This window comes from Bacillus sp. NSP9.1, assembly GCF_000465465.2.
Classification (GTDB): Bacteria; Bacillota; Bacilli; order Bacillales; family Bacillaceae; genus Bacillus; species Bacillus sonorensis_A.
Genome location: NZ_CP048273.1, coordinates 2009906 through 2031522 on the forward strand (window position 1 = coordinate 2009906; position 21617 = coordinate 2031522).

24 protein-coding genes are annotated in these 21617 nt (G+C 46.4%); 21 read left to right on the forward strand and 3 right to left on the reverse strand.

Features of this window, described 5'->3' with window-relative positions; genetic code table 11:
• Nucleotides 1–2 precede the first annotated feature (2 nt).
• The 9 genes from M654_RS10435 to coaD all read left to right on the forward strand — a co-directional run bounded on the left by M654_RS10435 (nt 3) and on the right by coaD (nt 5000).
• Complete coding sequence (locus M654_RS10435; RefSeq protein WP_026586844.1) at nt 3–449, forward strand: CBS domain-containing protein; 447 nt, start codon at nt 3–5, stop codon at nt 447–449.
• A gap of 147 nt (nt 450–596) precedes the next feature.
• Nucleotides 597–1640, forward strand: coding sequence for a CAP domain-containing protein (locus M654_RS10440; protein WP_026586845.1), 1044 nt, complete (start codon nt 597–599; stop codon nt 1638–1640).
• Nucleotides 1641–1930: 290 nt separating this feature from the next.
• Nucleotides 1931–2329, forward strand: a complete 399-nt coding sequence (locus M654_RS10445; protein WP_026586846.1) for a YlbD family protein — start codon at nt 1931–1933, stop codon at nt 2327–2329.
• Between the two features lie 14 nt (nt 2330–2343).
• On the forward strand, nt 2344–2583 hold the full coding sequence (locus M654_RS10450; RefSeq protein ID WP_026586847.1) for a YlbE-like family protein: 240 nt from the start codon (nt 2344–2346) through the stop codon (nt 2581–2583).
• Nucleotides 2584–2879: 296 nt separating this feature from the next.
• The gene (locus M654_RS10455; protein ID WP_026586848.1) at nt 2880–3329 is read left to right on the forward strand and encodes a regulatory iron-sulfur-containing complex subunit RicF; all 450 of its coding nucleotides are present in this window, start codon (nt 2880–2882) and stop codon (nt 3327–3329) included.
• 68 nt (nt 3330–3397) lie between these two features.
• Nucleotides 3398–3670 carry a YlbG family protein gene (locus tag M654_RS10460; RefSeq protein ID WP_026586849.1) on the forward strand — a complete coding sequence of 91 codons (273 nt, stop codon included), beginning with the start codon at nt 3398–3400 and terminating at the stop codon, nt 3668–3670.
• Between the two features lie 109 nt (nt 3671–3779).
• Nucleotides 3780–3914 (forward strand): hypothetical protein, encoded by a 135-nt coding sequence (locus tag M654_RS24115; RefSeq protein WP_256860424.1) that lies wholly within the window; start codon nt 3780–3782, stop codon nt 3912–3914.
• A gap of 41 nt (nt 3915–3955) precedes the next feature.
• Nucleotides 3956–4522, forward strand: a complete 567-nt coding sequence (rsmD, locus tag M654_RS10465; protein WP_026586850.1) for a 16S rRNA (guanine(966)-N(2))-methyltransferase RsmD — start codon at nt 3956–3958, stop codon at nt 4520–4522.
• Nucleotides 4515–5000 (forward strand): pantetheine-phosphate adenylyltransferase, encoded by a 486-nt coding sequence (gene coaD / locus M654_RS10470; protein ID WP_026586851.1) that lies wholly within the window; start codon nt 4515–4517, stop codon nt 4998–5000. Before rsmD ends, coaD begins: the two co-directional genes overlap by 8 nt.
• An 18-nt stretch (nt 5001–5018) precedes the next feature.
• Here coaD and ylbJ read toward each other — a convergent pair whose 3' ends face one another.
• On the reverse strand, nt 5019–6239 hold the full coding sequence (gene ylbJ / locus M654_RS10475) for a sporulation integral membrane protein YlbJ (protein ID WP_026586852.1): 1221 nt from the start codon (nt 6237–6239) through the stop codon (nt 5019–5021).
• Between the two features lie 238 nt (nt 6240–6477).
• Between ylbJ and M654_RS10480 the strand changes: the two genes are divergently transcribed.
• Nucleotides 6478–7500 (forward strand): SepM family pheromone-processing serine protease, encoded by a 1023-nt coding sequence (locus M654_RS10480; RefSeq protein WP_026586853.1) that lies wholly within the window; start codon nt 6478–6480, stop codon nt 7498–7500.
• A gap of 12 nt (nt 7501–7512) precedes the next feature.
• Here M654_RS10480 and M654_RS10485 read toward each other — a convergent pair whose 3' ends face one another.
• Nucleotides 7513–8760 (reverse strand): nucleotidyltransferase, encoded by a 1248-nt coding sequence (locus M654_RS10485; RefSeq protein ID WP_026586854.1) that lies wholly within the window; start codon nt 8758–8760, stop codon nt 7513–7515.
• A 216-nt stretch (nt 8761–8976) separates the two neighbouring features.
• Here M654_RS10485 and M654_RS10490 point away from each other — a divergent pair, with 216 nt between their 5' ends.
• The 3 genes from M654_RS10490 (at nt 8977) to gerR (ending at nt 10448) form a co-directional block, all read left to right on the forward strand.
• Nucleotides 8977–9492: a YceD family protein gene (locus M654_RS10490; RefSeq protein WP_026586855.1), complete on the forward strand. Its 516-nt coding sequence runs from the start codon at nt 8977–8979 to the stop codon at nt 9490–9492.
• Nucleotides 9493–9515: 23 nt separating this feature from the next.
• Nucleotides 9516–9689 carry a 50S ribosomal protein L32 gene (rpmF, locus tag M654_RS10495; protein ID WP_003181522.1) on the forward strand — a complete coding sequence of 58 codons (174 nt, stop codon included), beginning with the start codon at nt 9516–9518 and terminating at the stop codon, nt 9687–9689.
• 153 nt (nt 9690–9842) lie between these two features.
• Nucleotides 9843–10448: a sporulation-specific transcriptional regulator GerR gene (gene gerR, locus M654_RS10500; protein ID WP_026586856.1), complete on the forward strand. Its 606-nt coding sequence runs from the start codon at nt 9843–9845 to the stop codon at nt 10446–10448.
• Nucleotides 10449–10486: 38 nt separating this feature from the next.
• Here the strand turns inward: gerR and M654_RS10505 are convergent, their stop codons facing one another.
• Complete coding sequence (locus M654_RS10505) at nt 10487–10966, reverse strand: N-acetyltransferase (protein WP_026586857.1); 480 nt, start codon at nt 10964–10966, stop codon at nt 10487–10489.
• 184 nt (nt 10967–11150) lie between these two features.
• Here M654_RS10505 and M654_RS10510 point away from each other — a divergent pair, with 184 nt between their 5' ends.
• The 8 genes from M654_RS10510 (at nt 11151) to M654_RS10545 (ending at nt 21616) form a co-directional block, all read left to right on the forward strand.
• Complete coding sequence (locus M654_RS10510) at nt 11151–12032, forward strand: 2-dehydropantoate 2-reductase (RefSeq protein ID WP_026586858.1); 882 nt, start codon at nt 11151–11153, stop codon at nt 12030–12032.
• Between the two features lie 84 nt (nt 12033–12116).
• Nucleotides 12117–13733 carry a bacillithiol biosynthesis cysteine-adding enzyme BshC gene (gene bshC, locus M654_RS10515; protein ID WP_026586859.1) on the forward strand — a complete coding sequence of 539 codons (1617 nt, stop codon included), beginning with the start codon at nt 12117–12119 and terminating at the stop codon, nt 13731–13733.
• A gap of 125 nt (nt 13734–13858) precedes the next feature.
• A complete protein-coding gene (mraZ, locus tag M654_RS10520) occupies nt 13859–14290 on the forward strand; it encodes a division/cell wall cluster transcriptional repressor MraZ (RefSeq protein ID WP_026586860.1) in 432 nt (143 codons plus the stop codon).
• A 63-nt stretch (nt 14291–14353) separates the two neighbouring features.
• Nucleotides 14354–15292 carry a 16S rRNA (cytosine(1402)-N(4))-methyltransferase RsmH gene (rsmH, locus tag M654_RS10525; protein WP_026586861.1) on the forward strand — a complete coding sequence of 313 codons (939 nt, stop codon included), beginning with the start codon at nt 14354–14356 and terminating at the stop codon, nt 15290–15292.
• 31 nt (nt 15293–15323) lie between these two features.
• Nucleotides 15324–15677, forward strand: a complete 354-nt coding sequence (ftsL, locus tag M654_RS10530; RefSeq protein ID WP_026586862.1) for a cell division protein FtsL — start codon at nt 15324–15326, stop codon at nt 15675–15677.
• A gap of 8 nt (nt 15678–15685) precedes the next feature.
• A complete protein-coding gene (locus M654_RS10535; protein ID WP_026586863.1) occupies nt 15686–17830 on the forward strand; it encodes a penicillin-binding protein in 2145 nt (714 codons plus the stop codon).
• A gap of 137 nt (nt 17831–17967) precedes the next feature.
• A complete protein-coding gene (locus tag M654_RS10540) occupies nt 17968–19929 on the forward strand; it encodes a stage V sporulation protein D (protein WP_026586864.1) in 1962 nt (653 codons plus the stop codon).
• Nucleotides 19930–20149: 220 nt separating this feature from the next.
• A complete protein-coding gene (locus M654_RS10545) occupies nt 20150–21616 on the forward strand; it encodes a UDP-N-acetylmuramoyl-L-alanyl-D-glutamate--2,6-diaminopimelate ligase (RefSeq protein ID WP_026586865.1) in 1467 nt (488 codons plus the stop codon).
• Nucleotide 21617: the final 1 nt, after the last annotated feature.

Below are 21617 nucleotides of genomic sequence, written 5' to 3' on the forward strand. Positions count from 1 at the left end.
TGTTGACGCGTGTGAAAGACATCATGACAAAGGACATTTTATATTGTACCGTTCTCGACAATGTATATGAGGCAGCCGTGAAAATGAAAGACGGAAATGTCGGAGCGATTCCGGTCGTGCTTGACGAACATCTTGAACTCGTCGGGATCGTAACAGACAGGGATTTGGTATTGCGCGGAATAGCCGCAAAAAAACCGAATTCACAAAAGGTGACAAATGTGATGACAACAGAGCTTATCACATTAAGTGAAGATGATACAATTGAAAAAGCAGTCGACCTCATGGGAGATTATCAGATCAGAAGGATTCCGGTCACAAACGGAAAAACGCTGGCGGGCATCATCACCCTCGGAGATGTCTCAACTTATGAAAAATCGAATCGTCAGGCAGGGGACGCGCTGACGTTTATTTCGGAAAATGAAGAGAGGTCCGGAGATTTTCTTCATTAAAAACATATTTGATTCCACATGGTAATAGTCTGTAATATCATTGAAAATTCGCGTCAGTTCTGTTTAAATGACACTAAAGACCATTTGGACGGAACCGACCCGGATCCTTTTTATGGATAGACAGACCGATTAGCCGGAGGTGAAAATTTGAAAAATGTATTGAGAGTTTTTGTGATTCTTCTAATCGTCGCAGCTTCATACGCCCTTTTCATTCAATACGGATCAAATCCCGAGAAGATCGTCAAAGAAGACAAGCCACAGGTTTCCAGCAATGATGCGAAAAAGGAGAAATCGTTAAACATTCCTTCGTCTGGTTTGCTGTCATTTATCGGAAAATCATCCGAAACGATTGAAAAGAAATTGGGAAAGCCCGACAGAGTGGACCCTTCAGCATATGATTATGATTGGTGGGTCTATAATCAAGGGAAAAAGCAGTATGTGCAAATCGGCATTCAGAATCATAAGGCTGTGACGCTTTTTGCGACAGGCGACGGAATCAATGTATCGCCATTTAAAATTGGTCAGCCGTCAAGAGACGTCTTTAAAACGACCCAGATTGCACCTTATGTCAATGTCAAATACGACGGCAATTCATACCGGTTTGAGTTTTCCGAAGAGGATATGAACACGAGGCCGACCGTGAAAGCGGGCAACCGTTATGTTCAGCTTTATATGGACAAATTTGACGGCACTTTGTCGAGCGTCAGGGCATTTGACGCAGCGACATTGATTAAACAAAGGCCGTATGAGGTCGTATACAGAGGAGCGCTGATTGAGCCGAAAACCCTCACTGAAGCGGATTGGAAGAAAATTGAGAGGGCGAACGAAAGACAGATTTTCGACTTGACCAATGTGATCCGACAAAGGCGCGGCCTCTCCCGGCTGGACTGGGATGAAGCCGTTTCAAAGGTTGCATACGGCCACAGCAGCGATATGAAGGAACATCAATATTTTTCCCATGTGTCAGAAACGGATGGAACATTAAAAGACCGCCTGGAAAAAGGAAAGGTGAACTTTGAACAGGCGGGGGAAAACATCGCGCTCAACTATGTCGACGGGCCTGCTGCCGTAGAAGGCTGGATGAACAGCGAAGGACACAGAAAAGCTCTGCTGAACGCGGACTATACCCATCTCGGTGTCGGGGTGGATGAGAAATATTATACGCAAAACTTTATTAAACAATGGCAATAACCTTGACAAGCCCGGGAGTATCCCGGGCTTGTCTTATTTGCAATGGAGCGCAACGGCCCTGATTAACAGTTAGGCATGTTTACCGAGGGTGATGGAGTTAAAAATGAAATCAAGACGGTTCCGATTGCTGTATCTGAATGCAGGAAAATGGGAGAAGGCATCCACCGTTCAACATCGCCGCTCTCCAGGGAAGAGATTTATGTTTGAATGACAGAAAAAATTTAGGCGAACAAAATCTGCGCGGAACGGATACATTATAGTAGGCACTTGTTTTCGGAGGGGGTGTAGACTTGGCAAATCAAAACGCGCAATCTTCTATTGAAGAGTTTAAACGGTTTATCAAACGGCATCCTAAGCTGATTTCCGAAGTTCGAAAAGAGCAAAAGAGCTGGCAGGAAGTGTATGAAAACTGGGTTTTGCTAGGGGAAGATGACGACATATGGGAGCCGTACAGAGAACATGAAACATCAACAGAAACACCATCGGGAGACGGCGGCAAAAACGATTTTATTTCGAAAATGGTCAAGGCTGTAAAGAAGATGGACGCTAACCAAATGAATGAGCAGATCAATAAAATGAGCCAGTCTATTTCTTCGCTGCAAAGCTTGCTCAACCAGTTTTCGGCCGGAAGTGGAAAACAGGAAAACCATGGTGGCGGCGAGCATCCGTTTTCTTTCCGAAAAGATTAGCAAAGGAGATTCGTATGCGCAAAGAAGTACAGGAGTTTGTATTCGCCGATGAGGAGCGCCGCCGGTTTATCCGCGAGCAGCCGATCTGGTACCGCAGGCTTTCGCGGAGACCGAATGATCTGTCTTCCTTTCAGCTGGATATGATGAATTTTTATGAAAAAACGATTCCCCACCGTGTCAACCAGTTTTCAAACGGGATTCAGATGGCTAACATGATGATGCAGATGTTTCAAGCGATGCGCACTCAGGATTAACCGAGCCTGAGTCTTTTTTTGTGATTATAAAAACGTCACGATTCGTAAAAGATAGGGCTGAGGGAGTTGATTCAGATGAAGAAATGCTGGCTGATTTTTTGTTTGTGCATACTGCTGGCGGGCTGCACAACCTATAAACCGAAGCCAAAGGGGAGCTCAGAGTCGGAGCAGATCACTGGACTCGAGCAAGATGAACCCCTCTAAAGCCTTCGGTTGATTTAAAAAAGTATGGCATTGACATATACATTTTGAAAACGGCTGTTTTGTGATACACTAATAGCTGGAGGTGCATGTCAATGTATGCCACGATGGAATCGCTCAGGATTCAAAATGAAGCAGATGTGTTGGCCGGCATGATTCTTCAATCAGAGGCGGCTGAACATTACAGAAAGTGCTACAAGCGTCTCCGGGAAGATGAAGAGGCTGGGCGCATCATCGCTTTGTTTAACAAAATAAAAGAACAATATGAGGATGTACAGCGTTTTGGAAAGTATCATCCTGATTATAAAGAGATTTCAAAAAAAATGAGGGATATTAAACGGAAGCTGGACCTGCATGATACGGTGGCCGAATTTAAAAGAGCCGAAACCGAGCTCCAAAGCATTTTAGATGAGGTCAGCGTGGAGATTGGCCAGGCGGTGTCAAAACATATTAAAGTGCCGACTGGGAACCCTTATTTTGATAATCTTTCATCTTGCGGCGGCGGCTGCGGATCAGGCGGCAGCTGCGGCTGTAAAGTTTCCTGACGAGACCTTGTTAGTCTCGTCTTTTTCATAGAACATAAGGTAATAGAAGCGACAGGCAGGTGATCATTTTGGATATCAGGCGTCAAGGATTGATCGTTTGGCTTCATTCGCTGAAGCAGGCGAAAATGCTCAGGAAATTCGGAAATGTTCATTACGTTTCAAAACGGCTGAAATATGTGGTGGTGTATTGCAATATGGAAGAGGCCGAGAGCATCATGGCCAAGATTCGCTCTTATTCTTTTGTCAAACAGGTGGACCTATCCTATAAGCCGTTTTTGAAAATGGAATTTGAATCCAAGCTGGACAAAGCAAAGGAATATGACTATAAAGCAGGAATCTAACACGGTTCATTTTAAAAAAATCCCCGCAGAAAAAACCCTGCGGGGTCCTTCTATTCCTTAAAGATTTAAGGAGAAGGCAAAGGGAGAGGAGAAACCGGAGGAAGAACTTATGGGGAAACGTAAGTCTTCTCCGCGGTTGGCAACAACATCAATCGATGCTGTTGCTATTATTATCACCATGAGGTCCGGCCGCTATACATATGAATTTGCACTTTGGGTGTTTGTGCCAAAAAACACTTTGTGATAAGATAGTGATGATTTTTTTCAAGAAAAAGTGGTGGAAGTATGAGAGTGATTTCTGGAACGTATAAGGGACGTGTTTTGAAAGCGGTGCCTGGAACGTCAACAAGGCCGACGACTGACAAGGTTAAAGAGTCCATATTTAATATGGTCGGCCCGTATTTTGACGGAGGAAGCGGCCTTGATCTATACGCTGGAAGCGGAGGGTTGGGCATTGAAACGCTGTCCAGGGGTTTTGACCGCTTCATTTTTGTAGACCGGGATTTTAAAGCTGTGCAAACCGTAAAAGGAAACTTGAGAACACTCAGTTTAGAAAAGCGTGCAGAGGTTTACAGAAACGATGCTGAAAGAGCCTTGCATGCATTGGTGAAAAGGGGCATCACCTTTGATGCGGTGTTTTTGGATCCGCCGTATCGGGAACAGAAACTGGAAGCGCTTTTATCGGTGATTGATGAAGCGGATTTGTTGACCGATACAGGGTTTATTGTCACTGAGCATGCGAAGGAAGTCGCACTTCCGGAAGCCGTAGGAAAACTCCTGATGACGAGGCAGGAAATATACGGTTTAACAGGTGTAACGATATACAGAAAGAGAGGGAATGGGGATGGCTAACATTGCCGTATGTCCCGGAAGTTTCGACCCGGTGACGTTTGGACATTTGGATATTATCAGGCGCGGGGCGAAAGTGTTTGATCAAGTGTATGTATGCGTTCTGAATAACTCTGCGAAAAAGCCGCTGTTTACGGTGGAAGAGCGCTGTGAGCTGCTGCGTGAAGTCACGCGGGATATCCAGAATGTTCGTGTTGAATCTTTTCAGGGGCTTTTGATTGACTATGCCAAAAGCAAGCAGGCCAATGTCATCCTGCGCGGCTTGCGGGCTGTCTCTGATTTTGAATATGAGATGCAGGGAACCTCGATGAATAAAGTGCTTGACGAGGACATTGAGACATTTTTTATGATGACGAACAATCAATACTCGTTCTTAAGTTCAAGCATTGTCAAAGAGGTGGCAAAATACAAAGGATCTGTTGCAGAGCTCGTTCCGGAAGCGGTCGAATCTGCGCTTGAACAAAAGTTTGCCAAAAAATGAGCGGCCTTATCCGGCTGCTCATTTTTTAGCAGGTGCACACGTTTTTGCGTAAAGAATGACATACAGCAGAAGGGTGCCGATCGTCAGAAGCGGTCCGGCCTCTGCCATGGTGCTTAACATCTGGGCCAAAAAAGATTCCGTTTTCCCGTCCGGAATCAGGGAAAAGACGGGCTCTGCCGGCGTATGGAAGGAAGTATAAAGCGGCTTCCACAAGATCAGCACAAATACAGCTGCATAAATGCCCTGGAGGAAGCGGGCGATAAAAAACGGTTTGAAGCGAATATCCGTTTCTGCGAGAATCCCGGCCACTTGAGCTTGTACGCAAAAACCGCTGAATCCGAGAATGAAGCTGACGATCACGGCTTTTTCAAGCAATGATGCATCCGTCGCGCTGACCAGTTTGCTGCCAAGCGTTATCTCAAACACTCCCGATAATAGAGGTTTGTCAAAAGCAGCCGGGAACTGAAGCGCAGTCAAAATCATTCTTGTGCCTTTGGAAAGAATGTCCGTTATATGAATGACGGAGAGAATGTTATTAAAGACAGAAAAAAGAATGATAAAACCGCCTACCATCAGCAAGGTTTGCACGGAGGAAATGACAGCATCACTCAGCAGCTTGCCGAGCGGCCGTTTTTCTTTAAGCCGGGCTTGGTGAAGCGCTTTGAATGCTTCTTTAATTGAAGGCAGGGGGAGCTTCTTTTTTCTTGCGGTGCGGTTTTCTTCTTTTCTTCCATAGGAGCGCATCGTCAGTCCGACCGCGAAGTTGCCTAAATAGTGCGCTGCTGCAAGAACGACTCCGAGTGACGGATTATGAAAAAAGCCAACCGCGACTGCTCCAAAAATAAACAGCGGGTTAGATGAATTGGTGAATGAAGCAAGCCGCTCTGCTTCAACCCTGGAAATCTGCCGCTCTTGTCTAAGCCGTGACGTCAGCTTTGCACCGGCCGGATTGCCTGAAGCCATACCCATGGCAAGCACGAATCCCCCGACACCGGGCACGCGGAACACGGGCCGCATGAAAGGCTCCAGAAGCAGCCCGACAAAGCTGACGATTCCAAACCCGATTAAGAGCTCTGATAAAATAAAAAAAGGCAAAAGGGAAGGGAATACGACCTCCCACCACATGGCAAGTCCGCTTTTTGAAGCGTCGAATGATTCCTGCGGGTGGGTAATGACGGCAGCAGTAAACAAAAGCAGCAAAACGGCAATGATGAACGTCTTTACCTTTGACATGTCCATTTCTAACCCCCCTTGCGTTACGGCTGTGAATACACATTGGAAACTGGATCATGATAAAATAAACTGGAGCTTGCCCAAAACTTCTTTATCATTATACGAAGCTTGGTCCTGATTTTAGACCACCATTATGAGAATCAAAACAGGCGGACTCCTAAAAGCCGCAGCGCAGAAAGTATTTGAGTCAGCCGTGAATGTTAAAAAGGCCGGCCGTTAAAAAAAGATGGAGGGTTACATATTGATGCAAAAAAGAAGATTGATCCGTATCGCGTTATTGATCATAATCATTGGGGCGGCCCTTTCGTTTATCAAGCTGCCATATTACATCACTGAGCCGGGCGAGGCGACAGAATTGAAGCCTTTAATTAAAGTCGACGGCGGCTATTCGGAAAAAGGAAGCTTTTCTTTAATGACAGTTAAAGTCGGTCCTGCCAATCCGATTACATACATGTGGGCCAAGATCCGCCCTTACCATGAAGTGCTTCCCGAAGAAAACTTCAAACAACAAGGGGAATCTGATGAGGAGTATATGAAAAGGCAGCTGCAAATGATGAGAGACTCCCAAGAGAATGCGATGATCGCAGCATACAAGCGGGCGGGTAAAGATGTCAGCTATACATTCAACGGCGTCTATGCCATGTATGTCGTCTCAGGCATGCCTGCAGAAGGAAAAATTGAGGTCGGAGACAAAATCAAAGCGGTGGACGGTCAAACATTTCGCTCTGCGGAAAGCCTTGTCCGCTATATCGAATCGAAAAAAGCCAGGGATCAGGTGAAGGTCGCTATTGAAAGGGATCAAAAAGAAAAGACGTATGACTTGAAGCTTAAAACCTTTAAAGAGGATCCGAAGCGGGCCGGACTTGGCGTATCTCTTATCACAGACCGCGATGTCAAAGTCAAGCCCGAGGTCAAACTTGATATTGAAAATATCGGCGGACCTTCGGCCGGGCTGATGATGTCAATGGAAATCTATAATCAGCTGACAAAAAAGGATGAGACAAAAGGGCATCATATCGCGGGAACAGGAACGATTGATGACGAAGGCAAAGTCGGTCCGATCGGGGGGATCAGCCAGAAAGTCGTCGCCGCGGACAAAGCGGGAGCTGACATCTTTTTCGCACCCAATGAAGGCGGGAAAAAAGGATCGAATTATGAAGAAGCGGTCAAAACGGCGAAAGACATCAACACCGACATGAAAATCGTCCCGGTCGACACGATGGATGATGCGATCGAATATTTGGAAATAAAAGTGAAAAACACCTGATCAAGGTGTTTTTCATTTGCGCAAAAATATACGGCTGTCTTCGTCAAATCTAATCGGTGAAAGCGAATATTCCTGCTCTGTCAGCTTCGTTTGTTCAGGCTCCTTCAGCGGTGCGCTGTACACCCGCCCTGCTCTGATGTCCAATTGAAGGGACGGATGTGTGAAAGATCCGATCTTGGTGATCAGCGGGACACACAAGCTTTTTTTCTGAGACGCAAGGTATGCCTGGCCTTTTTTGGTCATGCCGAGCAGCCTGATATAAGCGGGCCGGTTTTCGGCAAGGATGCTGTGAACAGCAGATTTTTTCACTTTCATTAAAATATGTGTGTTCATGCGCTGCAGCCTTGTCCATGTATAGCGTTTCGTCTTTAAAAGCTCCATATATTCCATAAAAGAGCCCGCTTTGCGAATGGCTTTTTTCACCCGGTGTTCAAGACCTTCTTCAACCTCATACACCCCGGCCAATTCTTCTGTATCCATCGTATACAGACTGTATTTCAAAAAAGGGAAATAATCTTCAGGCGAATGCCAGAGCCCGAAAGTCCGCAGATATTCATTCAGCTCATCTTTTGATGCTTCAGGCAGATAGAAGCTGCTTTCGGCAAGGCTCCCGTTTTCAAGCATTGATTTGCGGATGCTTGTCGCGCTGGCGATTTGGCTTTTTTCAGGAAGAATGGAATCGTGATAGCCGGAGGAGCGCCGTTTGACAGTCTCAGGCTTCATTTGAAAATGCTTCTCTAAGATCGTTTTGACATAGTGGAACCCGAGAATGTTGTTCGGTTTGGAAAGGTCAAGTGTCGGCCTGTTTTCCGCCACAGTTTGAAAAGCCTTTGCCATTGCTGCCGGGTAGCTTAGTCCAACCGCAATATGCTTTTTTACCTCCCCGTCAAGCGCATCTCCATGCTCGGCGGTGAATCGCACGGTTTGGATGAACGCGTCAATATCGCCGTGTTCACTTCCGAAAAACAATGAGCGGCACCCTAATTCATTCAAGATGGAGACAGCTCCTGCCGCAAACGTTTCCGCCTTTTGGACGGCGAATGCGTACGGCAATTCAACGACAATGTCAGCATGGGACATGAGCGCCATTTTTGTCCTGGCCCATTTGGAAACGATGGCGGGTTCGCCGCGCTGCAAAAAAGAGCCGCTCATGACGGCGACCGCCACATCGCTTCCCGTTTGTGCCTTTGCCTCTTTTATATGAAATAAGTGTCCGTTATGAAATGGATTGTATTCAACAACAAGACCGACCGCTTTCATCTTTTCACCTCTCTTGCATCTCTAGAAATAGATGTGATACATTTACACATATGTGTTTAGGACGCCTGTTTTGGCAGCGTTTTTTTAAGTGTATGAATTGTTGCGGGCGATGTCAACGAACGAAAGACGCGGGCGTGTGATCTGTAAAGAAAAAATATTGACAAAAAACATGATGAAAGCTATAATCATGTTTGTTGCTCTCTTAGAGGTGATACAATGAAATGGACGATACATCAGCTGAATCAAATGCCGAAGAAAGACTTTGAATTTGATGAAACAGTTGATTTAAGCGAACTCTCTCAAAACTCGGATATACGCCGGATTTCGCCGGTTCGGGTGAAAGGAAAAGCGGAAATCCGCTCAAAGCAGGCTGCATTTGATTTCACGATTTCGGGCGAGATGATCTTGCCTTGTTCCAGAACGCTTGTTGATGTTCGTTATCCATTCAGTATTTCAACAAAAGAACTGTTTATATTTCATAAGACCGATGAGATGGAAGATGAAGACGTTCATATTGTGGAAGACGATCTCATCGACTTGACGCCGGTCGTGAAAGAGGAAATCCTTCTTGAGATCCCTATGCAAATCTTTTGTGAAACTGTACAAAATGAAGAAGGTGCTCCCCAAGAAGGCAAGGATTGGCAGGTCATTACAGAAGATGACCGGAAAAATCGGATCGATCCGAGACTTGCCGGACTTGAGAAGCTCTTAAAACAAGAAGATGAATCTTAACGCTCTTTAAGGAGGTGGGAATAATGGCTGTACCTTTTAGAAGAACTTCTAAAACGAAAAAAAGACTTCGTCGTACACATTTTAAATTGCAAGTGCCTGGTATGGTAGAATGCCCAAACTGCGGTGAGATGAAACTTTCACACCGCGTCTGCAAAGCATGTGGATCATACAAAGGAAAAGACGTAAAAAGCAACTAATTCGTCAAGATGAAAACACAAGACTTCAGGTCTTGTGTTTTTTTATATGCAAATCGCCCCCATCCTTTTATTTCCTGAAAAGAAAATAGTCTATCTACTCTATCAGCCGCATATGTATGAGGTAAATTCATAAAGTCATGGAGGGGGATATCTTTGACAATCACAAGACAGGATGCATGGACAAAAGATGAAGATATATTGCTGGCTGAGGTTGTATTGAGGCATATTCGGGAAGGGGGCACACAGCTTTCGGCGTTTGAAGAAGTCGGCAAAGCGCTGAGCCGGACAGCGGCCGCCTGCGGCTTCCGCTGGAATTCCTTTGTCAGGAAGCAATATCAATCAGGAATTGAACTGGCAAAAAAACAGCGCAAAGAGCTCCGCAAGAAAATCGGCATCCATTCCGCCAATCTGCCGAACTCCGTCAAAACCATATCTGGAGACAAAACGGAAAACATGACAATTGAGGATGTCATCAGCTTTTTAGAAAAACTGAAGGAAGCCCCGGCTCAGAAAGAATTCGCCGAAGAGAAAAAACGGCTCGTTGAAGAAGTCAATGAATTAAAGCAGGAGGTTGAAAAGCTCAGGAGCGAAAACGAATCGCTGAAGAAACAGCTGGAATTGACTGAGGATGATTATAAAGCGTTGATTGAAATCATGGAGCGGGCCAGAAAAATGGTCGTCCTTCAGGAAGATGAGAGAAATAAAAAGGTGAAGTTTCAAATGGAACCGAACGGAAATCTTGAACGGATGGAGGAATAGAGAACCGGCCACTATGCTTTTCGGCCGGTTTTTTTGTTTTAAGCTGATTCTGAGCTTTGATTTGCTTCGCTGTTTGGATGCCAAACGAGCGGGTTTTCCCCTTTGTCGCGGGCCATATCGTATTTTACCGGTTTAAAGCCCATTTTGCTCCAGAAATCAGATGATTTTACACGCGGACTTGTGCGAATCGGCAGTCCGTATGATTTGGCGAATTCCACCAGCATCGTCCCGTATCCGTTTCGCTGGTATCCGGGCAGAACTTCAAGCTTCCAAAGCTCCAGGTAGTCTTCACCTTCCTCAAAGTATTGGTTGGAATTTCCATCTACTTGATACAGGCTCATTCTCGCCACGAGCCGATCCCCGTAATAGATGCCGTAAAACGGTGAATTGCTGTCGTTTTCAATCATGTTGCTTTCAAGGTCTTCCAGCATGGACAGCTCTTGAAGGCCGTATTCCCTGAACTTTTTAAATTCCTCAAGCGTTTTATAGTTGATCAGCAAACGTTCCACTTTGACCATCATGTTACCCCCTTGTTAGTGATCTACTTATATTGTAAACGCTTTTTTACAAAAATCCAAATGATACAAATTTTCTAATATCACGACAGGAAATGGTTATCTGAAAATTTGAAACAACTTACGGGTCAATTGTTTAAAATTCTGCTATGATATACAGTATATGAAAAAAGCCGGGGTGTGAGAATTGAGAATCGGAGTTGTTGGTGGAGGTTCAATCGGCCTTCTTTTTACATACTACTTTTCCTTCCGCCATCAGGTGACGGTGATCACAAGACGGAGGGAACAGGCGGAAGCTATTCAGGAAAAGGGAATCCGCCTAGTGGAAGACGGAAACGAACAGACCGCCGAAGTCATGGGCAAGGCGGAGCTCGGTTCGGGCTATGACCTTCTTTTCGTGGCTGTAAAAGAGCATCAGCTGGCTGCTGTTTTGCCTGAGTTGGAAAAAGCGGCCCCGCTTGATATCGTGTTTCTGCAAAATGGAATGGCCCACATTCCAGTGCTAGAAAATTGGCGTACGACCCACCGGATTTATGTCGGTGCTGTTGAACACGGAGCCGTCAGGGTGGATGACCGTTCATTTCGGCACACGGGGAAAGGAGCTGTGAAATGGAGCGCATTCCGTTCCTTTTCGGCCGACCGGCTGAAAAAAGAGCTGGCGTCCGTTCATGAAGCTTTTCCTTTCACTTGGTGTGATGACTGGCATCAAATGCTTGCCGGAAAATTGATTGTCAACGCCTGCATCAATCCGCTGACAGCTCTTTTGCGGGTGAAAAACGGCAGGTTGATAGAGGCGCCGATGTACTTGTCATTTATGAAACTTGTGTTTGAGGAGGCAAGCCGGATTTTGGCAATTGACGACCCGGAGACGGCTTGGGAAAATGTTCTTTCAGTCTGCCGGAAGACAGGAATGAACACCTCTTCGATGCTCGCGGATGTCCTTAACAGAAGGCGGACGGAAGCGGATGCCATTATGGGCTATTTGCTGAAACGGGCGAAAGAAACCGGACGCGACGCCCCTCACCTCACCTTTTTATATGACAGCATAAAGGCTGCGGAAGAGGGATGAAGCTAAATCTTTTGACCGAAGCGCCGAACATGCTATACTCGTTTCGGAAAGCTAACTATTTATTGGAGAAAGGAAGTTCGAAAGATGCAGCTTACTGAACTTTCCATACAAAGTCAAAATCCTTTTGTACGAGACTATATAAATGGAAACAACGTGATCGGGCCGTTTTTTGATTACGGCTTAACGAAAGAGGATTGGAAAGTCCGTCTGAATGACCTTTCATCCCGGACTTATAACCGCGCCGCTCTGGTCGATTATCTGCTCGATTACCATCGCAAATTTCAATCGGAAAACATGAACAAAGCGATTGAGCGCCTTCGTGATCCCGAAAGCGTCGTCATTGTCGGCGGACAGCAGGCCGGTCTTTTGACAGGACCGCTTTATACCATACATAAAATCATTTCGATCCTTGTTTTAGCAAAGCAAAAAGAACAAGAACTGAACGTTCCGGTCATCCCGGTGTTTTGGGTCGCGGGAGAAGACCATGATTTGGAAGAGATCAATCATTTATTTATATCGGACAGCGGACATGTTAAAAAATATAAGCTGGCCCAGCCCCACTGGAAAAAAAGCCAGGCTGCCAACACCCCGCTTGACACAGACAAAACCGAAACATGGCTGAACGGGATTTTCGCATCTTTTGAAGAGACGGAATACACGAATGGGCTTCTCACTCATTTAAGGCGATGTTTACGGCAATCATCCTCCGTTACTGAGTTTTTTGAATACATTGTCGCCGATATGTTTGAAAAAGAAGGCTTGGTTATGCTGAATTCCGGAGATCCGGGAATCAGAGCCCTTGAAGCCGGGTTTTTTCAGCAGTTGGTCAAAAACAATGATCAGCTCGCTGAGTCAGTCAAACGGCAGCAGGCGCTCATGACGGAAATGGGCTATTCGCCGATCATTGAAGGAGCGGCACAGCACGCCAATCTTTTTTACGAACATGAGGAAGAGCGGTTTTTGATCGAAAAAAAGGACGATGCATTTTTCATAAAAAAACTTGACCTTGAATGGACGCCGTCCGAGCTTTTCGATTTGATCGACAAAACGCCGGAAGCCTTTAGCAATAATGTCGTGACAAGGCCGCTGATGCAGGAATTCCTTCTGCCGACATTGGCCTTTATAGCAGGTCCCGGGGAAATCAATTATTGGGGAGAATTGAAGGGCGCTTTTCAGGTGATGGGTTTTAAAATGCCTCCTGTTGTACCGAGGCTGCAAATCACCTTTCTTGAGCGCCATATTGAAAAAAAGCTGTCTGAACGGGGTATAGAACTCCGGGAATCCCTTGAACAGGGAGCTCTTGCGAGGAAAGACCAGTTTTTTCAAAGCAGAGTGCCAAGCGAATTTACCGCGTCTGTCAAAAGCGCGAAAGACAAAATTGCAGGCATCCATTCTTCAGTGGTGCAAGAAGCGCTGGAAATCGACAGGAGCCTTGAGCCGCTGTTAAAGAAGAATGCCGCCTTTATTCAAGATCAGCTGGGATTCTTGGAGAAAGCGGTGCTGAGAAAGATAGAAGAAAGGGAAAACAACATTCTGCGCGATTTTGACAAAATTCAAACGAGTCTGAGGCCATCAGGCGCTCCGCAGGAGAGAATTTGGAATATCATGTATTATTTGAATAAATACGGTCCGGATTTCTTGGAAAAATACAAAAAACTGCCATATTCATTTCAAAATATGCATCAAGTTGTCAAACTTTGAAATAATTTTTTAAAAAACCCTGAGTAGTTCAGGGTTTTTTTTTGTTCTAAAACAGTGTAAAATGAATATGTGGAGAGAAGTGGTGGATAGTGGTGAGTTGAGGATGGAAAGTGGGGGCCGAGATCATGTTTATGGGTGAATACCAGCATACGATTGATTCAAAAGGCCGCATGATCGTCCCGGCAAAGTTCAGGGAAGGCCTCGGCGAACAGTTCGTTCTGACGCGAGGGCTTGATCAGTGCCTGTTTGGCTACCCGATGTCCGAATGGAAGCTCATCGAGGAAAAACTGAAAGCTCTTCCTCTCACAAAGAAAGACGCACGCGCTTTCACCCGCTTTTTTTTCTCCGGAGCCACAGAATGCGAATTGGACAAGCAGGGCCGGATCAACATCGCATCGCCGCTGTTAAGCTATGCGAAGCTTGAGAAGGAATGTGTGGTCATCGGAGTTTCAAATCGAATTGAATTGTGGAGCAAAGAGATTTGGGAACAATATGTAGAAGAGCAGGAAGATTCATTTGCCGAAATTGCTGAAAACATGATCGGCTTTGATATATAATGAATCTTTGCGGCGTCGCTCTCTAAATTCGTTCATTTGAAAAAGGTGGGACTAAATAAGAACATGTTTCAGCATAAAACAGTACTATTAAAAGAAACAGTCGACGGTTTAAATGTAAAAGAAGACGGTACATATGTAGACTGCACATTAGGCGGTGCGGGTCACAGCGAATATTTGCTTTCCCAGCTGTCAAAGGACGGCAGATTGATCGCTTTTGACCAGGATGAAACCGCGCTCCGCCATGCCGAGGAAAAGCTGGCGGGATACGAAGGACAAGTCGTTTTCATCAAAAGTAATTTTCGGTATTTAAAAGACCGTCTAAACGAAATCGGCATTGCGAAGGTGGACGGTGTTTTATTTGATTTAGGTGTCTCATCTCCTCAGCTGGATACGCCGGAAAGGGGATTCAGCTACCACCATGACGCTCCTCTTGATATGAGGATGGACCAATCGGCCCGGCTCACGGCGAAGGAAGTCGTCAATGAGTGGCGTTATGAGGATCTCGTGAAAATTTTCTTTAAATACGGAGAAGAAAAATTCAGCAAGCAAATAGCCAGAAAGATTGAAGAGGCAAGAGAAAAATCGCCTATTGAAACAACAGGCCAGCTTGTCGATATCATCAAAGAAGCGATTCCCGCACCGGCGAGAAGAAGCGGCGGGCATCCGGCAAAACGGATTTTCCAGGCGATTCGGATCGCGGTGAATGATGAATTGAAAGTATTTGAAGAAGCGCTTTTGCAGGCGATCGAGGTGCTGAAGCCAGGCGGAAGGGTATCGGTCATTACATTTCACTCGCTGGAAGACCGGATTTGCAAGACGACATTTAAAGAAATGGCTTCGCTTCCTGAACTGCCGCACGGCTTGCCCGTGATCCCCAAGGAGTTTGAACCGAAACTGAAACTGGTCAACAAGAAGCCGATCACAGCTTCAAAAGAAGAGCTTGAACATAATAACCGTGCCCGCTCAGCGAAGCTGCGCGTCGCGGAAAAAGCACGAGAATGAGCTGTACGAATGAAAAGGAGGTCATCAGTCTATGAGCAATCTGGCTTATAAGGTGGACAAACAGCAAAGACAGACACAAAGTGCAGAACAAACCGTTATCATCCGAAGAAGAGCATCCATTACATTGGGGGAGAAAGTGCTGATCGTCCTTTTTGCCCTGGCGGTGCTCAGCGCATCAATCTTTATGATTTCCAAAGCTTTTGCGGCATATCAGACCAATATTGAAATTCAAAAGCTCGAAAAAAAGGTTGAAGCGGAAAAAAACAAAGTCGATGACCTCGAAAAAACGGCTGACGAGCTGAAAGAACCTGACCGTATCATGAAAATTGCCCGTGAAAGAGGCCTTAACTTAGGCGACAAAAAAGTAAAAAGCATACAGGAATGATGCAAATGATGCCGAAAAAGAATAAATTTATGAACAGAGGAGCGGCAATACTCAGTATTTGTTTTGCCCTCTTTTTCTTTGTCATTTTAGGAAGATTCGCATTTATTCAAGCGACGGGAAAAGTAAACGGGGAAGTGCTTGCCGTAAAGGCGAACGAGCAATATGAAAAAAAACGGACGATTGAAGCCCACAGAGGGTCGATTTTGGATCAAAACGGAAAAGTGCTTGCGGAAGACACCGCGACTTACAAGCTGGTTGCGATTTTGAACAAAAAGATGAAGCCCGATTATGTCCAAGATAAGCAAATGACGGCGGAAAAACTTGCGCCGATTATCGGCATGGATGAGGGAAAAATACTCGATCTTCTCAACAAAGATGCAGAAGGAGCGTTTCAAGTCGAATTCGGATCAGCAGGACGGGATTTGACATACACCCAGAAGGAAAAAATCGAAAAGCTCGATCTTCCGGGGATCGCCTTTGAGCGCGATACGAAGAGATACTATCCGAACGGAATTTTCGCTTCCAACCTGATCGGCTTTTCCCAAGTCAATGCAAAAACGGGTGTCATGTCAGGTGTGATGGGTCTTGAAAAAACGCTCGATCAATACCTGAAGGAAACGGATGGATACATGTCATACGATACCGACAGAACGGGCTGGCGCCTGCCGAACAGCGATGAAAAGATCAAAGCGCCGGATAACGGAGACGATGTGTATCTGACGATCGACCAAAAAATTCAGGCTTTCCTGGAAGACAGCATGACAACGGTGCAAAAAGAGTATAAACCGAAAAAAATCATGGCGGCGGTCGTTGATCCAAAAACAGGAAAAGTGCTGGCGATGGGGCAAAGACCGAGCTTTGATCCGAATAAGCGCAATGTGAGCAATTATTATAACGACCTCGTCTCCTACCCGTTCGAGCCGGGATCGACGATGAAGATCTTCACCTTGGCGGCGGCGATCGAAGAAGGGGTTTACAATGGAAAGGATCGATATAAATCGGGAAGCTATTCCGTCTCCAAAAAAGACAAACCGATTAAAGACCATAACAACGGAAACGGCTGGGGAACAATTCCATTTGACGAAGGTGTCGTGCGTTCTTCCAACGTCGCCTTTGCCATCCTTGCCAATGAGAAGCTCGGCACAGACCGTTTTAACCAATATTTAAGGAAATTCCATTTTTACGAAAAAACAGGCATTGATCTGCCAAACGAAGCTTCAAGTAAAATCAACTTTAAATATGAGCGTGATAAAGTGTCGACGGCTTACGGACAGGCGTCTGCGGTAACACCGATCCAGCAGCTCCAGGCCGCAACAGCCATCGCTAACAACGGGAAGATGATGAAGCCGTATGTGATCGATCATGTCGTTGATCCGGATCAAAAGAAAACGGTTCTGCAAAATAAACCTGAACAAGTCGGCCAGCCGATATCGGCGGATACGGCAAAAGAAGTGCGTAAGCTGTTGCGACAAGTTGTCACATCTGAAAAAGGAACGGGGCAGCCGTATAAGATCGAAGGGTTTGACGTCGCCGGAAAAACGGGAACGGCGCAAATTGCCGGAGAGGACGGCAGATATTTGACCGGCCGGGAAAACTACGTGTTCTCCTTCATGGGCATGGCGCCGAAAGACGACCCTGAGCTTCTCGTCTATGTCGCAGTTCAGCAGCCCAAGCTAAAAGCGACCGAGACAGGCTCTGAGCCGGTGTCGAAAATCTTTAAACCGGTCATGAAAAATAGCCTTCTCTATTTAAATATCTCACCGAAAGAAAGCAAAACGGAAGACGAAAAAACAGAAGAAAAACAGGTCAAGATGCCTGCCTTGACGCAAAAGCGCAAGGAATCTGCGGTCAAAGAAGCCGAAGAAAAAGGCCTTGCTCCCATCACGATCGGTGAGGGGGTCGCTGTTAGAGAACAGTATCCGAAAGCCGGTGAAGAGATTCTTCCGAATGAACGGGTCTTTCTGAAAACAGACGGCAAAATCAAAATGCCGGATATGACGGGCTGGTCGAAACGAGATGCCCTCCGCTTCGGTTCCATGGCCGGCATTCATATCGAAACTAGCGGGCAGGGCTATGTGACAAGCCAGAGCGTAAAGGAAGGCAAGGAACTGAAAACGAATACGGTCGTTAAAGTCGGCTTGAAAAATTCATAGTGTCAAAAGGAAGGCTATCGGCAGCTGCCGGTAGCCTTCTGTCCTAGCAGTGAGAAAATACACAAACCGCTGCCGTTCTATTAAAATGCTCCGGGGCATAAAAATAAAACAAGCCTAAATAAGGAGTGAACGGTCTCTTGCGCGTTTCTCATGTAACGGTCAGAAAACGGTTAATATTTGTATTGCTTTTTGGTGTGATCATCTTTTTGATTATCGATACAAGGCTCGGTTACGTCCAGTTTGTCATGGGGGAAAAACTGACGAATTTAGCAAAGGACTCCTGGAGCCGGAATCTCCCTTTTGAGCCGGAAAGAGGTGAAATCCTTGACCGAAACGGGGTCAAGCTTGCGACAAATAAAAGCGCGCCGTCCGTTTTGGTCGTCCCCAAGCAGGTTGAAAACCCGATTAAAACGAGCAAGCTGCTCGCCAGCGTCTTGAATATGTCGGAAGAAAAAGCGTATAAACACGTCACAAAGAAAACCTCGATTGAAAGAATCAATCCCGAAGGCCGGAAAATTTCCCACGAAAAAGCAAAGGAAGTCAGAGATTTGAATTTGAAAGGCGTTTATATCGCAGAAGACAGTGTCAGGCACTATCCGTTCGGGAGCTATCTGTCACATGTGCTCGGCTTCGCCGGGATCGACAACCAGGGCTTGCTCGGGCTTGAAGCCTACTATGATGAAGAACTCAGAGGCGAAAAAGGGTATGTGAAGTTTTACTCGGATGCCAAAGGAAAAAGAATGCCCGGTGAGGCGGATGACTATACACCGCCAAAAGACGGCCTTGATATGAAGCTGACGATCGATACCAGGGTGCAGACGATCATGGAGCGGGAATTTGACATCGCCGAAGCGAAGTATAACCCCGACGGGATGGTCGGTGTGGCGATGAATCCGAAGAACGGCGAAATCCTTGCCATGGTGTCCAGACCGGATTTTGATCCGGCAAACTATCAATCAATCGATCCAAAAGTCTATAACCGGAATCTGCCTGTGTGGAGCACCTATGAGCCGGGATCCACGTTTAAAATCATCACGCTTGCGGCCGCCTTGGAGGAGGAGAAGGTCAACCTGCAGAAAGACCATTTTTATGATAAAGGGTCTGTAGAAGTGGACGGCGCAAGGCTGAAATGTTGGAAACGGGGGGGCCACGGCTCACAGTCGTTTCTTGAGGTTGTGCAAAATTCCTGCAACCCCGGCTTTGTCGAACTTGGCCAGCGGCTTGGTAAAGAAAAGCTGTTCAGCTACATTGATGATTTCGGTTTTGGAAAGAAAACCGGAATCGACCTGCAGGGAGAAGGGACAGGGATTTTATTTCCGCTCGATCGTGTCGGTCCTGTAGAGCAGGCGACAACCGCTTTTGGACAGGGGGTATCGGTGACGCCGATCCAGCAGGTGGCTGCCGTTTCCGCCGCGGTCAACGGCGGAACCTTGTATACGCCGTATATCGCCAAAGAGTGGATTGACCCAGTCACAAAACAAACGGTTAAAAAACAGACACCGGTCGCGAAAAGAAAAGTGATTTCTGAGGAAACATCCAAAAAGATCCGTTATGCGCTTGAAAGCGTCGTCGCCCAGGGAACAGGGCGCAACGCATTTGTCGAGGGCTACCGGGTAGGGGGAAAAACGGGAACGGCACAAAAAGTAAAGGACGGAAAATATTTAAAAAACAACCATATCGTCTCGTTTATCGGTACAGCGCCTTCCGATGATCCGAGCATCGTCGTCTACGTCGCCGTTGATAATCCGAAAGGAACGATTCAATTCGGTGGTACGGTTGCGGCCCCGATCGTCGGAAATATCATGAGAGACAGCCTGCCGCAGCTCGGCGTCGAAAAGAGAAAAGACCAGATCGAGCGCAAATATCAATGGCTGGACAAAAAAATGGTCGAGGTTCCGAACCTTATAGGGCTGTCTGTGACAGAACTGGAACCTTTGCTCTTAGATTTTAAGCTGAAATCTTCCGGAGAAGGCGATGTCGTAGTTCAGCAATCTCCCAAACCGGGAGAGAAAGTAAAAGAAGGTTCAACCATCCGCATCTATCTTGACGAGCAGGATGAAAAGCAAGGGAAGCAGGATAAAAAAGAAAGCCAGGATTGACATGGCGATAGAAACGAAACGGCGGCCGGAGATGGCCGGCTGCCTGTTTCACGCTAAAAAATATAGAGATTTTACAGGATTAGCTGGATGTCTTCTCTTTTTTACGCTAAAATATGAACTGTATGTCCGCATGAAGTCCGTGCGGGAAATCAGGCAGCAATCGATATAAAAGATATAAAAACGAATTTGGAATGAAGAGAACTAGGAGAGGTTTGATACGATGAAATTAACAAAGCTACTTACATATTTAAAAAACGAACCTTCCTTTAACAGCCAAGAAGACCCTGAAATAACTTCAATTGAGATGGACTCCAGGGAAGTCAAAACAGGGAGTCTTTTTGTTTGTATAAAAGGGTATACAGTTGATGGACACGACTATGTCAAGCAGGCGGTTGAAAACGGCGCGCAAGCGATAGTGGCGGAAAGGCAAGTGGAGGCGGCAGTTCCCGTCATCATCGTCCGCCATTCGAAAAGAGCGCTTGCCGTTTTATCAGATGCTTTTTACGGGCAGCCGACAAAGCAACTGAGACTGATCGGCATCACCGGCACAAACGGCAAAACATCGACCTCCCATATGGCCGAAGAGATTTTCAGAAAGGCGGGCAGCCGCACAGGGCTGATCGGGACGATGTACACGAAAATCAACGATGAAACATTCGATGCGAAAAATACGACGCCGGAAAGCGTCACACTTCAAAAAACGTTTAAAAAAATGGTTGACCAAGATGTGGATACAGCCATCATGGAAGTTTCTTCTCACGCTCTCCATATGGGCCGGGTGCACGGCTGTGATTACGATATCGCCGCATTTACAAACCTGACGCAGGATCACCTCGATTATCATCAAACAATGGAAGAATATAAACATGCGAAAAGCCTGCTTTTCTCCCAGCTGGGCGGCTCCTTTAACCATGAAAAACCAAAGTGGGCCGTTTTAAACGCAGATGACCCGGCTTCAGCATATTTTGCCCAGGTGACAGCAGCACACCTTTTGACTTACGGCATTGAAAACGATGCCGATATCAAGGCCGAAAACATCAGGATGGCGCCGAAAGGGACAACCTTTGATCTTGTGACACCAAAAGGAACGGGACGGGTGACAATTCCGCTTGTCGGCCGGTTCAACGTCTATAATGTGTTGGCTGCGGCGGCTATCGCGATTGCGGCGGACATTTCATTCGATGTGATTACGAAAGGAATTGAAGGGCTGAGAGGTGTCAGGGGAAGATTTGAGCTGGTGGACGCCGGCCAGGATTTTCCGGTGATCGTCGACTACGCCCATACACCGGACAGCCTCGAAAACGTCCTCAACACATGCAGAGGGATGACGGAAGGCAAGCTCTTTGTCGTCGTCGGCTGCGGAGGGGACCGGGATAAGACAAAGCGCCCGAAAATGGCGAAAATCGCCGCTGAACTGGCCGATGAGCCGGTGTTTACAGCGGACAACCCGAGAAGTGAAAACCCGCTCGCCATTTTGAACGATATGGAAGAAGGCGTGAAAGGTGCTTACTATCACAGCATCGTCAACCGGGAGCAGGCGATCTTTTTTGCGATTGCCAACGCTAAAAAAGGCGACGTTGTCCTGATTGCCGGCAAGGGCCATGAGACCTATCAGCAGATCGGCGGCCAAACATTCGATTTTGATGATGCAGAAGTGGCGAAACGGGCCATTCTTGAACTGAAATAAA

Bases quoted from the DNA above. Each gene is read 5' to 3' on its own strand.
- M654_RS10450 (WP_026586847.1), top strand. From the start codon at position 2,344: ATGCGCAAAGAAGTACAGGAGTTTGTATTCGCCGATGAGGAGCGCCGC.
- M654_RS10455 (WP_026586848.1), top strand. From the start codon at position 2,880: ATGTATGCCACGATGGAATCGCTCAGGATTCAAAATGAAGCAGATGTG.
- M654_RS24115 (WP_256860424.1), top strand. From the start codon at position 3,780: ATGGGGAAACGTAAGTCTTCTCCGCGGTTGGCAACAACATCAATCGAT.
- rsmD (WP_026586850.1), top strand. From the start codon at position 3,956: ATGAGAGTGATTTCTGGAACGTATAAGGGACGTGTTTTGAAAGCGGTG.
- coaD (WP_026586851.1), top strand. From the start codon at position 4,515: ATGGCTAACATTGCCGTATGTCCCGGAAGTTTCGACCCGGTGACGTTT.
- ylbJ (WP_026586852.1), bottom strand. From the start codon at position 6,239: ATGGACATGTCAAAGGTAAAGACGTTCATCATTGCCGTTTTGCTGCTT.
- M654_RS10480 (WP_026586853.1), top strand. From the start codon at position 6,478: ATGCAAAAAAGAAGATTGATCCGTATCGCGTTATTGATCATAATCATT.
- M654_RS10485 (WP_026586854.1), bottom strand. From the start codon at position 8,760: ATGAAAGCGGTCGGTCTTGTTGTTGAATACAATCCATTTCATAACGGA.
- M654_RS10490 (WP_026586855.1), top strand. From the start codon at position 8,977: ATGAAATGGACGATACATCAGCTGAATCAAATGCCGAAGAAAGACTTT.
- rpmF (WP_003181522.1), top strand. From the start codon at position 9,516: ATGGCTGTACCTTTTAGAAGAACTTCTAAAACGAAAAAAAGACTTCGT.
- M654_RS10505 (WP_026586857.1), bottom strand. From the start codon at position 10,966: ATGGTCAAAGTGGAACGTTTGCTGATCAACTATAAAACGCTTGAGGAA.
- bshC (WP_026586859.1), top strand. From the start codon at position 12,117: ATGCAGCTTACTGAACTTTCCATACAAAGTCAAAATCCTTTTGTACGA.
- mraZ (WP_026586860.1), top strand. From the start codon at position 13,859: ATGTTTATGGGTGAATACCAGCATACGATTGATTCAAAAGGCCGCATG.
- rsmH (WP_026586861.1), top strand. From the start codon at position 14,354: ATGTTTCAGCATAAAACAGTACTATTAAAAGAAACAGTCGACGGTTTA.
- ftsL (WP_026586862.1), top strand. From the start codon at position 15,324: ATGAGCAATCTGGCTTATAAGGTGGACAAACAGCAAAGACAGACACAA.
- M654_RS10535 (WP_026586863.1), top strand. From the start codon at position 15,686: ATGCCGAAAAAGAATAAATTTATGAACAGAGGAGCGGCAATACTCAGT.
- M654_RS10545 (WP_026586865.1), top strand. From the start codon at position 20,150: ATGAAATTAACAAAGCTACTTACATATTTAAAAAACGAACCTTCCTTT.